Origin of the sequence: Oceanospirillum beijerinckii DSM 7166, from assembly GCF_000422425.1 — a bacterium.
GTDB lineage: Bacteria > Pseudomonadota > Gammaproteobacteria > Pseudomonadales > Halomonadaceae > Oceanospirillum > Oceanospirillum beijerinckii.
Genome location: NZ_AULT01000043.1, coordinates 43,567 through 60,005, shown reverse-complemented (window position 1 = coordinate 60,005; position 16,439 = coordinate 43,567). Strand labels below are relative to the sequence as shown.

The 16,439-nt window shown below is 48.0% G+C and carries 9 protein-coding genes; 4 read left to right on the top strand and 5 right to left on the bottom strand.

Translation table 11 applies throughout. The features are described 5' to 3' along the window. Positions 1-142: 142 nt before the first annotated feature. The 3 genes from H579_RS0113345 to H579_RS0113335 form a co-directional block, all read right to left on the bottom strand. On the bottom strand, positions 143-625 hold the full coding sequence (locus H579_RS0113345) for a GNAT family N-acetyltransferase (protein WP_028301099.1): 483 nt from the start codon (positions 623-625) through the stop codon (positions 143-145). Positions 626-812: 187 nt separating this feature from the next. Further along, complete coding sequence (locus H579_RS0113340; protein ID WP_036566286.1) at positions 813-2,174, bottom strand: DUF1329 domain-containing protein; 1,362 nt, start codon at positions 2,172-2,174, stop codon at positions 813-815. Positions 2,175-2,200: 26 nt separating this feature from the next. Further along, positions 2,201-4,012 (bottom strand): DUF1302 domain-containing protein, encoded by a 1,812-nt coding sequence (locus tag H579_RS0113335; RefSeq protein ID WP_245583272.1) that lies wholly within the window; start codon positions 4,010-4,012, stop codon positions 2,201-2,203. 470 nt (positions 4,013-4,482) lie between these two features. Between H579_RS0113335 and H579_RS0113325 the strand changes: the two genes are divergently transcribed. Then, complete coding sequence (locus H579_RS0113325; protein WP_211224718.1) at positions 4,483-6,135, top strand: GMC family oxidoreductase; 1,653 nt, start codon at positions 4,483-4,485, stop codon at positions 6,133-6,135. Positions 6,136-6,147: 12 nt separating this feature from the next. Here H579_RS0113325 and H579_RS0113320 read toward each other — a convergent pair whose 3' ends face one another. Both H579_RS0113320 and H579_RS27940 read right to left on the bottom strand, forming a co-directional pair. Then, a complete protein-coding gene (locus tag H579_RS0113320) occupies positions 6,148-7,095 on the bottom strand; it encodes a GGDEF domain-containing response regulator (protein ID WP_028301094.1) in 948 nt (315 codons plus the stop codon). Further along, positions 7,092-10,922, bottom strand: coding sequence for a CHASE domain-containing protein (locus tag H579_RS27940; RefSeq protein ID WP_051227618.1), 3,831 nt, complete (start codon positions 10,920-10,922; stop codon positions 7,092-7,094). Before H579_RS27940 ends, H579_RS0113320 begins: the two co-directional genes overlap by 4 nt. Positions 10,923-11,177: 255 nt before the next feature. Here H579_RS27940 and H579_RS27935 point away from each other — a divergent pair, with 255 nt between their 5' ends. The 3 genes from H579_RS27935 (at position 11,178) to H579_RS0113300 (ending at position 16,433) form a co-directional block, all read left to right on the top strand. Continuing rightward, positions 11,178-12,650: a WD40/YVTN/BNR-like repeat-containing protein gene (locus H579_RS27935; RefSeq protein WP_084624120.1), complete on the top strand. Its 1,473-nt coding sequence runs from the start codon at positions 11,178-11,180 to the stop codon at positions 12,648-12,650. Next, positions 12,650-15,043, top strand: coding sequence for an efflux RND transporter permease subunit (locus tag H579_RS0113305; protein WP_028301093.1), 2,394 nt, complete (start codon positions 12,650-12,652; stop codon positions 15,041-15,043). The genes H579_RS27935 and H579_RS0113305 overlap by 1 nt, the downstream gene beginning before the upstream one ends. Before the next feature lie 355 nt (positions 15,044-15,398). Further along, complete coding sequence (locus H579_RS0113300; protein ID WP_028301092.1) at positions 15,399-16,433, top strand: AraC family transcriptional regulator; 1,035 nt, start codon at positions 15,399-15,401, stop codon at positions 16,431-16,433. Positions 16,434-16,439 lie beyond the last annotated feature (6 nt).

The window sequence follows — 16,439 nt, the reverse complement described above, 5'->3', positions numbered from 1 at the left end:
GTTTGAGGTCTTACCCCGTGACAGCGAGGGCGTATTATACGCACGGAAGACCAAAGCACAACCCCTATTTTCACTTTTTTGTAAAAAAGTTTCAGGAGTACAAAATCACAACCAAACAGGGCCCTATCAGCAGCTGTCGGATTTAACTTTCGGCAAAGGCTTTTAAGGCCTTACCAGTTAAACGATAACCAACCCATTCATTCAGCGCTTTAGCACCAAAGGATTCATAAAACTCAATCGCCGGAGTATTCCAGTCCAATACACTCCATTCAAAACGACCACAATTTTCATCAACGGCTTTCTTCGCTAGATACTTCAAAAGTGCTTTACCAGCACCTGAGCCCCGGCTGCTTGGTGTGATATACAGATCTTCCAGATAGATACCGTTACATCCCAGCCAAGTTGAATAGTTGTAGAAGTACACTGCAAAACCGATAGCCTGGCCATCCTTCTCACAAATAAGGGCTTTTGCCGTTGCCGAACCTGAAAACAGGGATTGTTCGATATCTTTTACTGAAGCTTTCACCTCATCTCTGGCTTTTTCATACTCTGCCAACTCGATAATAAACTGCATGATCTGCTGGGCATCCGCAATTGTTGCAGCACGAATATTCAACTCTGACATTTCACTAAACCCTTAATATTCTGAAAAATATATAACTCATCATATAGGAGCCAGTCGGAATAGAGGTAGAACAATAATAATTCATCACAAATAAAAACCCCCGGCCTGAAACCAAGCCGGGGGAACGGGAGTAGAGAGTTACCGTTAACTGTAATTCTTTTTAAAGCTATGCGATTAAAATATAGATCTAGCGTTTACCCGCACGACGAATCGCCGCAGGGGTAAAATCTGAGCGCTTGGCCTTTATACCAAACTCCAAACCGACACTCTCTTCGTTAGTCATACCCGTTGTCAAATAACGCCCTGACAACAGATCATGTAGAGTCTCCATGGCGTACCAAGGAGCATGACCCGCTTGATACTGAACCTTATGGGCTTCCGCCAAACGCCATAGCTGACCACGACCGTCGTAGTGATCCACTACCGCTGCCTGCCAGGTATCTTCATCGATATATAAACGACGCTTAGCGTAGATGTGACGCTCACCCTCTTTCAGATCAGCTTCAACAACCCACACTCGGTGTAACTCGTAGCGGGTATGTTCTGGATTCAGGTGACCAGGCTGCAAAATATCTTCATACTTCAACTCTTTAGATGCCAGATCAAACGAGTTATAAGGAATATACAGCTCTTGCTTGCCAATCAGGTTCCAGTTGTATTTATCCGGTGCACCATTGTACATATCGAAGTTATCAGAAGTACGCTGGCCGTCGGCTGCAAAACCTGGACCGTCGTAGGACACCTGCGGTGCACGGCGCACACGTCGCTGACCGGCGTTATAAACCCAGGACTTACGGGCTTCTTTTACTTGATCCAGTGTTTCATGCACTAACAACACATTACCGGTTAAGCGCGCAGGAGCCAGTGCCGTCATAGTGAAGTAAAACAGCATATTACTGTCTTTATCTGCTTCATAACCATCTGACAGATACTGGGGCCAAACCAACTTATCTTCGATACGATAGATAGTATAGTCGCCGTTGGCATGCACCGGTGCTACAGCCATAGTGCGCCCCACCGAGCCACCACGATACCGAGTGATGTGGTTCCAGATTACTTCCAGTCCATTTTGCGGAATCGCAAAAGGTACGGTTTCATCAAAGTTACTTAAACCGTTACCACCAGAAGCCAGTTCAGTCGTTGTGGCATTCTTTCTCGCCAGGTCATAAACCTTTTGAGGATACGATGCTGTACGACGTGTTGGGTAAACTGGCATTTGGTAAGTATCTGGGTACTTTTCAAACATTTTAAGCTGACCAGCTGACAGTTTATCTTTATATTGATCCAGATTCTGAGCGGTAATAGTAAACAGCGGCTGGTCGCTGGCAAACGGGTTTTGTCCATCGGTAAAGTTCGTCAAACCACCATCCCAGGCGGGAATAGTACCATCAGCATTTGCCCCTTTTTCCGCACCAATATAAGTCAGCTCCTGACCTAGCTTGGCAGCTTCTGTTGAGCTTACCGCCGCCATCACACCATTTACGAACATAGCACTGGACAGCAGACCACTGATCATTAACGCTTTAGCAATTTTATTTTTCTTAAACATTATATTAAACCTCTGCAAATCCACGCTTAGAACGAAGCACCAACGGTTAATGACACAAAATCACGGTCTTTCAGCTCATTAAAATCGCCACCAAAGTAATTGGTGTAAGAAATACTGGCGGTATAGGTGTCCATGTAGTCCGCTTTCAGACCCAGGCTGACCGCTCGACGACCTTCGTTAAATTGCTGCGCAGGAGCAGGAGAGTAACCTTTTACATCATGAGACCAGGCAATGGATGGCGTCAGATTGACACCAGAGAATACATCACTGTAACGCAGGTTGGCACGTGCACGATAACCCCAGGCAAAGTCGGTGACAAAACCATCGCCCACCCCCGGTGCGGCAGTACCAAATACGGAGTTACGACCATAACGGTGCCCGCCTTCACTGGCATCATTAAAGTCATTGATATAAGTCATACCCGCTTCAGTCACCAATGTCAGACGACTGGCACCCAGCACCTGATCAAAAAATTTCAGCGCAGTGGCTTGTAGTTGCACCACATCGTATTTATCAAAACCTTCAACTTCATCACCAGGAGCAGCAACGGCCAAAAGATCATCTACGGCACCCGCACCAGTAATACCATCGGTCAGCAGACTATAAAGTAGGTCATTACCATTAATTTGAATCGGCATATCCGGGCGATAGCTCATCTCACCAGATACAGCCCAGGAACCCAGATTTGTTGCAGCAGTTAAGCCCAACACCTGAATATCTTCCGGGAAGGCGATCTGGTAGGAACCGTCAAAATCCAGATCCATATCCCCTGTTACGGCTAAAGAGTTAAACCCGGTATTCGAACGATAGCCATTAATATAAGGTGAACGGCTGTGATAATTCAGGTAGTAGGCGCCAAACTCGGTATCCACATCTTCTGCGTAATAACGCAGAGCAAAACCAAATTGACCAGAATCTTTAGGCGTATTATCCACCTGACGACTCAGTTTAGCGCCTGGCACCATCAGGCTCTGCGCATCCGGCAGGCTGGAGGCGAAGGTTACGCCGTTACAGCCATCAGCAGCAAAGTCGGCGGTAGAGAAGTAGGTTCCACAACCATCAATCTCGGTTTTTGCCCACTCCAGCTGATAGAAACCTTCCACACTCAGGTTATCGGTCAGCCCCATATTGGCAAACAGCATATTAACCGGCAGCAAACCTTCTTTAATCTCAGCACCAGGACGGCGGAAGGCAGAGACATCAACAGGGTTAATAGAATTTACACCACCTTGAATAAAGGTACTTTCACCCCAGCTGACCACCTGTTTACCCAGGCGTACGTCCAGCGGTTTATCACCGATTTCAAAGGAACCATACACAAAGGCATCCAGTAGCTCAGCCCCCGAGAATTTGGCAAAGTCACTGAAATTATCATCGTTCAGTGCGGTATTCGCTTCATAGTTGTTGCCTAAGTGGCCATGAGCACGTTTACCATCTTTCATCTCTGCATCGTACCAATACTTACCACGGATAAAGGCACCGTAGTTCTCATAGGTCAGCTCAAGATCATGTACCCCCTTGATAATCTGAGAAAAAGTTTCACCCTTTTCAAAGTTTTGAGTGGCATCATCTGAGGTATTACTACGGCCTGCCGTACCACCGTTACCGGGGGCATAGAGATCCTTAGACGCATCTTCCATTCGCCAGCTGGCACCTGCTGAGATTTGAGAAGTCAGAGTACCTTCCACTTCACCTAGAGTGAAGTCAAAAGCTTGTGCGGGAGCACTTACCAAAGTACTGCTAAACAGAACCGCAGCAATCGCGGCATTTAGCTTACTCTTCGTCATTCCGGCAGAGCGGGCATTCATGCCCTGAATATTGTTTTTATTATACTTCATAGATTGTCCTACCTAATAAGGCATTCAGCTCGTTGGTTTTGTTGATGCCAAAACAGACACCTTGCTCTATACCAGGCAGTGTAAAGCCTGCGTCAGATAAGGCTGTTTTGGTTGCTGTGCCAGCATGGTATGTCAGCTGAATGCGTAGACTGGAATCCCTGCGCGCCAACTTCGTATCATCAGAAATGGCGTAAAAAGATAAGACAATGCATCTAAAGAAAAACCACAACTTGCTTAGTTAATTGATAAATAAGATAAAAGCAACTTATCTTTAGCTGATCACAATAAGTTATCTGCTGTGATTTAAACTCTTCCACCCTCTATCACTGTCTGTTCAAAGATAACTAAACCGCTTTTACTTAAGTGGCTGATGGACACACCTCTCAGTACTCAAGTTCATTTAATCATCTGATCAATCAGGTCAGTACAAGAACCGAGCATCGCTTAACAAAAACAACAAGAGTGGAACCATGTCGATAGAGAACTATGACTACATCGTGGTAGGAGCAGGCTCAGCCGGTTGTGTAATAGCCAGCCGCCTATCGGAAGATCCCAATATCCGGGTGTGCTTACTGGAAGCCGGTAAAAAAGACAGCAATGTGCTGATTCATGCCCCAGCAGGCGTAGCCGCCATGTTGCCCACCCGCATCAATAACTGGGCCTTTGAGACAGTGCCACAAAAAGGTCTGAATGGACGCAGGGGTTATCAACCCAGAGGCAAAAGCCTGGGTGGCTCCAGCTCACTTAATGCCATGATGTATGCCCGAGGACACCGCTGGGACTATGATCACTGGTCTGAACTGGGTAACCCCGGTTGGAGTTACGATGAAATCTTGCCTTACTTTATCCGCGCCGAACATAACGAAGTCATTCAGGATGAGTACCACGGCAAAAACGGCCCACTTAATGTGACGAATCTGCAATGCCCCAGCCCACTCAATCAGATCTTTATTCAAGCCAGTGAAGAAAACGGCATTCCCTTTAACCCGGATGTGAATGGCGCAGAACAGTTCGGCGTGATGACCACTCAGGTAACACAGAAAAACGGTGAACGCTGCAGTGTCGCCAAGGCCTATCTAACACCGAATCTGGATCGCCCCAACCTTACTGTGATTACACGGGCATTAACTCATAAGGTTTTGTTTGATAAGGATCTCAGTCATGCCTCAGATAACGGCACACTACCAAAAGCGATCGGGATTGAATTCAGTAAAAAGGGGCAAACACGTCAGATATTCGCTCATAAAGAAGTGATTCTAAGCGCTGGAGCATTTGGCTCTCCACATATCTTAAAACTCTCCGGTATTGGCCCTTCAAAAGAGCTACAACAACATAATATCCCTCAAGTACATGATCTGCCTGGCGTGGGTGAAAACCTACAGGATCATATTGATCTGGTGCATGTTTACCGCGCCCGAAGCGACGGTAGTACTTTTGGTTACTCCTTGAACTGTTCTGTTTCAATGGCGAAAGCTATCCCGCAGTGGCAGCTAAAGCGCCAAGGTCGGGTGACCAGTAACTTTGCCGAAGGCATTGGTTTTGTAAAGTCAGAGCCTGAGCTAGAAGTACCGGATCTGGAGCTGGTATTTGTTGTAGGCATGGTCGATGACCATAACCGCAAGCTACGACTGGGCCATGGTTTTAGTAGCCATATCACTGTGTTACGCCCGAAAAGCCGAGGCAAGGTGACTCTGGCCAGTAATAGTCCCAATGACAGTTTATTAATTGATCCGAACTTCTTTGCCGATGAAAAAGATCTGCACCTGATGGTGAAAGGCTGGCACTTACAGAGAAATATTCTGGAAGCCAAAGCCTTTGATCGTTATCGCGGTAAACCTTTATACCCTGTCAATGCCAACGATCCTGAAGCCGTGATTGAAGATATCCGCAACCGGGCAGATACTCAGTATCACCCGGTTGGCACCTGCAAGATGGGGCCGGATTCAGATCCTCTGGCCGTGGTCGATCATCAACTCAGAGTAAAAGGCACAGAAGGCTTACGTGTTGTGGATGCCTCTATCATGCCAACCTTAATCGGTGGCAATACCAACGCCCCCACAGTGATGATTGCTGAAAAAGCGGCAGAACTCATCAGAACGAATACCCTAAAACACCGAATCTGAAGAGAAACAATATCAACCATGCTCTGTAGTAAGAATTGTGCTCACTGTGCAATTCTTACCCGCTCCCTTAGCCTGATACAGATGCTCATCCGCCTTAAGCAATATGTCGTGCAGTTCAAGAGACTTGATGATACTACCAAGAGGTGAAGAAAATGTAATTGCACCAACACTGATGGAAACGGACAGCTCCCCGTTATCAATGACTATAGGTTTATCAGCAATACACAACCGTAAGCGCTCAAAAGTATCCTGACCATTGAGCTGGTTACCACTGAAAGCGATTAGAAACTCCTCGCCCCCAATCCGAGCAACAATATCGTAACTGCGCATCAGCTCCTTCATTCTGCCCGCAATTTCCCGTAACACTATATCACCGGAGAAATGACCGTAGGTATCATTGATCGTTTTAAAGTTATCAACATCACAAATAGCCACATGTAGTTCATCTCCAGAGCGTTGCGCCCGGGCAAACTCTTTTTCCAGCATATCAAAAGCCGCTCTGCGGTTTAACAGCCCGGTCAGATCATCATAATTAGCCTGATGACTTAACCTTTGTCGTACAAGATTCAGCTCATGATGCAGATCCAATGTTCGCTTAGCCACCTTGATACGGGCAACCAACTCAGTCACCTTAAACGGCTTACAGATATAATCATCTGCACCTTGCTCCAGTCCCTCAACAATATCCTCCACATCATTACGCCCGGTAATCAAGATAGTATAAGGCGGTGTCATAAATTCCTGTTGCTGGATTCGCTGACAGAGCTCAATACCGTTTAAAACCGGCATCTCCCAATCGATCAGCATCAAACAGGAATCATCCTGCTCTAAGCTGCTTTGCAACAGCGCCCAGGCTTCCTCACCATCGGCAGCTAACAGCGGCTCATAACCTTGTTTAGATACGATCCCTGTCAATATCATCTGAGTGGTTGGATCATCATCCGCGATTATGACTTTCATGCATCTATCTCTTGCTGTTTTTTCTCTAAAGCCTCTGTCAGCTGCTGGAAACAGGATTCCATTTCAGCCAGCAAAGCACCTAATTGCGCAACGTCCGGTCGATCAGTTTTACTCAAGGTTTCAATCTCACAAGCCAGTTGATTCAGGCGCATTCCCCCAACGTTTGCCGAAGCGCCTTTAATTTTATGCGCCTGCTTACAGACCGTCGTATACCTCCCATCCTGAAAGGCTTGGTTCAACATATCAAAGTTATTGGGCATATCCGCCAGGAATGTCGTAATCACCTTATTAATCAAAACATGATCGTTCAGTAACAGACTGGTTAAGTGAGCTTCATCAAAGATCTGACAACCTTCTTTCGGATCCTTGGTATTGTCATCCTTCACCTCTCCCCCCATCTCGGCCTCAGAATCGGTCTCAATGCCAGACTCAGATGTCCCGTTTTCATCTGCTTCAGTAAATGCACTGTGTGAGTTCGTCGCACTGGAGTTCACTGTATCCGGCGCTTTCTCCTCTGATAGCCAACGTGCCAGCACCGTCTCAATAGCACTTAAAGTCACCGGTTTGGCGATATAATCATCCATGCCAACCGCCAGGCATTTCTCTTTATCTCCCGCCAGGGCATGTGCTGTCATTGCGACTATCGGCACCTCATGATTCAGTACTCTGCTCTGCTCACTTCGGATCAGTTGTGTTGCCTTATAACCATCCATGACGGGCATCTGGCAATCCATCAACACCAGATCAAAGTGCTCCTTGCTTAACCGGTCTAAGGCTTCCTGGCCATTGCCCGCTTCACAGGTCTCGACACCCAAGCGCGCCAGCATCTCCTGAGCCACTACCAAATTGGTTGGATTATCTTCCACCAGCAACACCCTGCACCGCCGATCAATACAGGTGCTCCTGACATCCTGCTTAGGCAGAGCTTCAACGGCTTGACTGGCCTGGTTCAGTACTGAATCCAGTTGCCTTAGGGAAATAGGTCGATATAACTGATGGTTAAACAGGTTCGATAGATCAGTCACCTCATTCTGTTGACTATAAGGCGTGATCAGGATGCGGCAGGTCACATCGCTCAACCATTGAGCCAGAAAATGAGGTTTTAAATACAAGGCTTCGGCGACACTGGTGTCAACCAACAGCACATTGAAACGATATTGCCGCTTTTCTATAGCGGCTAACTCCGCAAGCCCTGAGCACACCTGATAATCCACGTCGTTACCTTCAAACCACTGCTCAACCAGATCAGCAGAGGCACTCGGTGCCCTGAAGTACAATACAGACAAACCTGACAATCCGTTACCGCCCACCTGATCTTCCAGCAGCAGATCACTTACAGCAGGTAGCACCAGACGAACAACAAAGGATGAGCCATGCCCCTCCATACTGGAGACGGTCAGTGTACCGTCCATCATATTCACCAGCTGATGAGAGATCGCCAGCCCTAAACCTGTGCCACCATATTGTCGCGTGATCGATGTATCAGCCTGAGTAAAACGCTCAAACAGGTGGCTCTGCTGCTCCAGGCTCATACCGATCCCCGTGTCTGACACTTCAAAGCACAAATACATCAGATCATCTTTATGCTCTACAGTGCACGATACGCTGACCTGACCGTGATGGGTAAACTTAATCCCATTGCTGACAAGATTGCTCAGGATCTGCTTTAAACGATCTGGATCGCCATGAACCAGAGAGGAAGACAAAATATTAGCGGGGCATAGCAACTCTACCCCCTTCTCTTCGGCCGCCAGCACAAACTGGTTGCCCAAACCTTCCAGCAGATCCAGTAGATCAAAATCTGTGGTATTTAAATCCAGCTTACCCGCTTCAATTTTGGAGAAATCAAGAATATCGTTAATCACTGTCAGCAGACTATCAGCACTGTCTTTTGCCACGGTTAGCATCTGCCGATTTTCAGGGCTTTGCTGGTCATCCAGCATTAAATCCAGCATACCGATAACACCATTCAGCGGCGTTCGAATCTCATGGCTCATATTTGCCAGAAATTCGCTTTTCGCCTGACTCGCCTCCTCTGCCCGCAACTTCGCTTCCTGTTGTAACTGCTCAGATCGAATCAACTTTTCATTAGCCAGCGACAGATCCTGAGTGCGTACCGCGACCTGATGTTCAATTTCATGAGTATGACCGGCAATAATCAGCATAAACCAGCCCAGCAGACCGGAGAAAAGTACTCCTCCGGCCAATAGAATATGTACTCCCCAAGGCTGGTAAATATAGGCATTTGCACTGACCTGAACTAACCACCAGTGCCTTGCACCCACATTCACCCGGTGGATCTTATACATAGGGAAAGCATCCAGCTCTAAGGTATGCTGAGCCAAAATATCACCCTGAGAGCGCATCTGTTTGATCAATTCGTTACGTTGATCCGCTGTAAGGCCCTTGCTGTAGAGCAGTGCTTTTTCCTTATCGGCTTCAGGATCAATCAAAGCAATACCTGTATTGGGCAAAACCCACTCACCAAAAGCCAAATCAGCCAAATCATTAACCCTGATCACAGCAGTGGCATAACCTAATAGCTGATCATGCCCTAATGAAGCGACAGACTCTACAACCGGCAGGAACATGAGTACACCGGCCTGACGGCCTTGCTCCTGAATTAAAGAGATCGGTTCTGTCGGGTAAGCCTGGCGGCTCTGCCACGCCTTATCCAATGCAAAGCGGCGATCCTCCTGGGAGTACACGTCATAACCCAACGCCTTACGATTGTTGCCTAGAGGCTCAATAAAGCTGACCACTACGTGCTGATTACGCGGCGTTGCGGGTTGCAGGACCTTGTTCTGATTACGCTCGGTTACACCAAAATGTATATCGCTATCAAACGTCTGATACAGCTGGTTCATACGTGCTGAAAATGTCTCAAGCTGAGTACCCGGTACATTAAGATTCCACGACAAACCGTGCAGCGTTGGATTACGCTTCAGAATATCCTGAGTAAACACATGGAACTGTTGGGGCGTGAGACCCGGGGCACGGGTCTGTTGAGATATGGATGACTGAGCGTTTGAAGATAAGCCTTCTTCAGCAGAAGACTGAGTCTGTTGACTTAGGATAAAACCGGACATGCTGTATAGCACGTTGGACGCATCATGTAGCCGGGCCGTCAATGACTGCGCGAGCAAATCAGAGTTATTAACAAACTCATTGTGCTGCTTCTGCTTTTCCACCTGAGTGGCCAACACACTGAATAGAATGGTAAATAGTGCGATACCGCTTAAGACAGAAAGGATAAATCGCCCTTTCAGCAAAGGCGCCTTAGCATAACGGGCGAAAAGCACCAACAACCAAGGGATAACCAGAATAATGCCGATAGAATCGCCTGCCCACCAGCTGAGCCAATTAACCCATATGGCCTGGCCAGACAGGATGCCGAATTGCCATAGCACAAAGTTACTGAGCGACGCATTGACCAGTGTACTGACTAAGCCACCCAGCAATAGAAAACGGACAACTAACGCAGGCCTTTGATAAGCAAAAGGAAAGCCAATAAACCGACATATCAGCCAACGCCCGACCAGTGCCTGGAGCATGGCATTCAAACCAATTAATGCCGGTATCTCAAACAGCCACACACCTTGCTCAGGATCTGAGGCGATATAGATATTGATTAAGAAGGAGCCAAGAAACACCCCTGGTAACGCGCGCAGGCCAAACGCCAGCACGGCCCCTAGTGCCAGGCCCGAAGCAGGCCAGATCACAGTGGCAAAGCCAGGGGGGATGGCGATCAGCTGGCCGATATACCCCAGCAATCCATAACCAATGGCTGTCAGCAGAACCACCCGACCGGTGAAAATTTGGCTCATAAGTCACTCATCTTAATAGTTTTTAACTATAAAAATACCACATACACACAAAGAGCTTTTAGTCTTTTACGCTACGCCTTTAGGTGACCCTAAAGTCGCTTTTAGTGATCTCTATGGAGCATACAGATAATAAGTTGGCGTCTAAAGAGTCTTTGTACTGGTTTTGCCTCTTTATGATTAACACCATCGCCTAGCTGCTTCGGGCTATTACCCCTGCAGCCTGCAAAATAATGATAATAATTAGGTTATACCAGCATGATTAATCTCCGCCATTACTCTCTGGCTATCAGAGGGCTTACTGGGAAATGCGTGGATGCTCAATTGATAACACAAGGCTTATCAGAAACGGGCAGTCAAAGCATCGAAAAACAACAGCACTCATCATCTCTTCCTTTTAACCCTGAGAAACCTTTTTTTCTCCCCTTGATCCTTCAAGGTCAAATGATTCAAAGCTTTTTCCGGGCCGCGAGTCGGCCGGTATCAAAACTTACTTCCGCTTTGATACTCGCCAGCTCTTTGACCCTGCTTGCCAGTGGTTTAAGTCATACGCCCGGTTTATCCGATCTTGTGGGACTACACGCCCACGCCAGCACCGATCGTATTGGCCTCGCTTCCAGCCAATCCACTAAAGCTGAACGGGCGTTAATGCTGGACATTACCCTGGCAGGCGACGCTCTGATCGCGGCAGGAGATCGCGGTTATATCCTACGCTCTATGGATCAAGGCCAAAGCTGGCAGCAAATACCAACACCGGTCAGCGTGGCATTAACGGATCTGTTTTTTGTTGATGATCAATACGGCTGGGCTGTGGGTCATAGTGGTGTGATTCTGCATACTCAGAATGGCGGCCAAAGCTGGCAGTTGCAAACCGATGGTAAACGTACCAACCATCGTGTGGTGCGCTATTACCAGCAAAGCGTCGAAAAACTGGAAGAACAGATCAATCAACTGTCTGGCGATGCACAGGAGGAAGCAGAGATTGCCCTCGAAGCACTGCAATTTAAACTGGAAGATGCCGAAGTGGCGTTGGAAGATGGCCCGAGTACCCCTCTGTTAAGTGTCTGGTTTAATAACCGTCAACAGGGCTGGGCTGTGGGCGCCTACGGCATGATGCTATCCACTCAGGATGGCGGGACAAACTGGCAGGTACACAACCTGAAGGTGCCCAACCCGGATGGCTTCCACTATAACAAGATAGCGGCTCTGGATAGCCGAACCCTGTTAATGGTCGGCGAAGCAGGCACCCTGTATCGCTCTGATGATCAGGGACAAAGCTGGAAGGCACTGGACTCACCCTATGAAGGCTCCTTCTTTGGTTTTCAGCTTCTGCCCGATAATCACCTGGTGGCTTATGGTCTGAGAGGCAACGCCTTTATCTCATCGGATCGTGGCGATAGCTGGTCACAACTGATACTGCCCGGCCATGAATCTGTTATGGCCTCTCTGGTCCATAATCAACACCTGATTCTGTTAAGTGGCTCCGGTTCTCTCTGGCATACACCGATTTCAAACCTCACTGACTTATCGAACCTGGATGAGTCCTCAAACCAGTTTGCTAAATATCCTCTGTCACGGGCTCTGCCCATTAGTGCGGCCTATAGCAGTGGTCAGGATCAACTGACGCTGGTGGGTTTTGGTGGTATCCGCACCTTGGCGTTTGATCCCCTATCAGTTCAGAGCGGCAAGTCGGCTCAGAAACCTAAATCAACCACAGAGGAGAATCAGTGATGAGTAAACGTGACGATCTGATCGACCATCATATTATGCATCCTCTGGAAGATTCAGAGGCGATTGTTGAAAAAGCACTGTTTAGTGTGCGCCTGCCGATTCTTTTATTGTGTTTGGCTCTGACGGCATTTTTTGCCTATCAGGCCAGCCAGATGAAGGTAGCGGCTAGCTTTGAAAAGATGATTCCCGCTAATCATCCTTATATCGCCAACTTTCTTGAACACAAAAAAGACCTCAGTGGTTTAGGTAATTCCCTGCGTATCGTGGTAGAAACCACTGAAGGGGATATCTTTGATAAAGCGTTTCAGGAAACCCTGAAGCAGATCAACGATGAAGTTTTCTTTATTAATGGCGTTGATCGCTCAGGTCTGAAGTCGATCTGGAGCCCTAATGTCCGCTGGACTGAAGTGACAGAAGAAGGTTTTGTCGGCGGCACCGTCATTCCCAAAACCTACGACGGCTCTGAGGGTAGTCTGCAACAACTGAGAGACAATGTATTTAAATCTGGTACCGTGGGCTCTCTGGTCGCCAATAACCTGAAGTCCGCCATGATTCTGGCACCACTCTATAGTGTGGACCCAAAAACCGGCCAGAGCATCGACTATCAGCAACTTTCACAGGATATTGAACGTCTGGTGCGGGATAAATACCAGCACGGCAATATCCAGATCCATGTCACCGGTTTTGCCAAGGTGGTAGGGGATCTGATTGAGGGGGCGGTGCAAGTCGCCCTATTTTTTGTCGCGGCTATCGGTATCACTCTGGTGCTGCTGTATCTGTATGCCCGCTGCTGGCGCGGTACTTTGATTCCGCTGTTGTGTTCCATTGTGGCAGTGATCTGGCAACAAGGCCTGCTGCAAAGCCTGGGTTATGGCCTGGACCCTTACTCCATGCTGGTGCCTTTCCTGGTGTTTGCTATCGCGGTGAGTCACGGGGTGCAGGTGGTCAATGCCATTGCCCTGGAAACCGGTAAAGGCACCGATAAGGTCTGGGCGGCCCGTAAGGCTTTCCGTGCTTTATATATCCCTGGTTTTATCGCCCTATTCAGTGATGGCCTGGGTTTTGTCACCCTGATGATTATCGATATTGCAGTGATTCAAGACCTGGCTATTGCAGCGAGTGTGGGTGTGGCCACCATCGTGCTGACCAACCTGATTCTACTACCGATTCTGCTGTCTTATAGCGGTGTAAACGGTAAGAACGCACATAGAGATAGCCAAAAACAAGAGCAGCCTTGGGCTCTGTTAAATCAGTTTACCCAACCAAAACCAGCCGCCACTGCAGTACTTGTCGCCATTGCTGCTTTTGCCCTGGGTTCTTACTACAGTCAGGATCTGAAGATTGGTGATCTGGATGCCGGTGCGCCGGAGCTGCGTGCCGACTCTCGTTATAACCAAGATAACCACTTTATCACCAGCAACTACTCCACCAGTACCGATGTCTTTGTGGTGATGGCAAAAACCGCCGATGCTCAGTGTGTTAGCTATCAACCCCTGGCGGATATCGAACGCTTCCAGTGGCATATGGAAAGCACAAGCGGTGTCCAGTCTGTCGTGTCTATGGTGGATGTGGCCAAGCGCGGTATTGTCGGCATGAACGAGGGTAGCCTGAAATGGGCGACGCTGATTCCTAATCAATACGTACTGAATGCCGCCACCAGTGGTAAGCATGTACCACCGGGAATGATCAACGGAGCCTGTAATCTGGTTCCTGTAGTGATCTATCTGGACGATCACAAAGCAGAGACTTTAAGTGCCGTAGTTGCCAGCGCTGAGCAGTTTATCCAGCAAAATCCTGATATGGCCGTTGAGTTTAAGCTGGCCGCCGGTAGCGCAGGTATTGAAGCCGCAACCAATATGGTAATTGACAGCGCGCAATACGAGATGCTGGCCTGGGTTTATGGTGTCGTGAGTCTGCTGTGCTTTATCACCTTCCGTAGCTGGCGTACCGTGGTATGCATTATCGCACCGCTGGCCCTGACCTCTGTGCTGTGTCAGGCATTGATGACAGCTCTGGGTATCGGCGTAAAAGTCGCGACTCTGCCTGTGATCGCACTGGGCGTGGGTATCGGTGTGGATTACGGTATCTATATCTATACCCGTCTGGAGGAGTTTTTGAAACAAGGTTTACCCCTGAGTGATGCCTACTATCAGACTCTGAAGAGTACTGGTAAAGCCGTCGCGTTCACAGGTCTGACACTGGGTATCGGTGTCGCCACCTGGACACTGTCTCCCATCAAGTTCCAGGCCGATATGGGCATTCTGCTGACCTTTATGTTTGTCTGGAACATGCTGGGCGCACTGATTCTACTACCTGCACTGGCTCACTTACTGTTGAAAAAATCTGAACCGGTAAAAAAGCCACTGCTTGAGGCAGAGTACAGCGCTTCTTAATTTCAGAAGCGATCTTAGCCTCAAGCAAAGTGAAGTATTTATGACCATTATTCAAAAAAGGTCTGATCAGAATGGAATTACAACAGCATTAAAAAAGCGGAGGGTACGCCGATAGGTCGCCTTGTACCTAAAGACCTTGAGGCGAATTAGGGCGGTAGTAATACCGCTCTTTTTTTATCTTTAACCGCTAATTTTATCTTTAACCACTGGGCACCGCATGATTAACCAATAAAACCTGATAATTATCAATCAACACAGACCGTATGCTTAATAGCAAACATTGCACTGTTGTGACTAATCCCGCACTATTTCTTTAGCAATTTCTAAAAACAATAAAAGAAATAAAGGCTTATTTATGATCAAAACCGCCACTACCGTTTGCGGCTGGGTAATTGCCATCTCCAGAGCACTGGAAGAGTATGGTGTCGACAGCACGCCTCTATTTCAACAGGCTGGTCTTGATCAGGAAAAGCTGCAAGACCCTAATACTCGCTTTGAGGTAACAAAAACCTCCAGGCTGTTCCAGCTTGCTGCCGAAGCCAGTAACGACCCGCTATTCGGCTTGAATGTCGGACGTATGATGCGTCCGACATCATGGCATGCGTTGGGCTTTTCCATCTGGGCCGGTAACAATATTGAAGAAGGTTTGCTCAGGGTTGAGAAGTACTTCAAGGTTTTTACCAACTGTGCTTACGCTCGTTGTACCCGCTACGAGGATAAAATTCGTCTGTGGGGAAAAACCTATCCTGCCTATACACCGATCCTGGGCGATCAACAATACGAAGCCTTCTTAGCGACAGTCGTTCTGACCTGCCGCCATATTTACCCCGGTCGCTTTAAACCCATGGGCATTGGCCTGCCACGTAAAGAGCCGCTGGAAGATATGGGGGCCTTTGAACGTATGTTTAAATGTCCCATAGAGCTGAACCAGGAAACTATCTGGCTGGATATTGATCTGCAAACAGCGCTGGAACCCCTGCCTACTGCAAACCCGGAGCTGGCTCAGAAAAACGACCAGATCTGTGCGGAGTATATCGCCCGCTTTGACCGCAGTGATATCGTTAACCGGGTTTACTATCGTCTGCTGGAAGTATTACCTGAAGGTGAGCCGGATATGGAATCCGTTGCCCGTTCACTCAATCTCAGCACCCGCACATTACAGCGCAAACTAAAGGAACAGGGCAGTAGTTATAAGCAACTGGTGGATGATGTTAGAAAGGAACTGGCACTGCTCTATATCCGTCAGTCCCATATTCCCATTGCCGAAATCAGTTACCGCCTGGGGTTTTCCCATGTCAGTAACTTCTCCCGTGCTTTTAAACGCTGGACCCAGATGGCACCGGCAGAATGTCGGGCACAGTACGAAACCACCGCAAACAGCACACTATAACGCCTT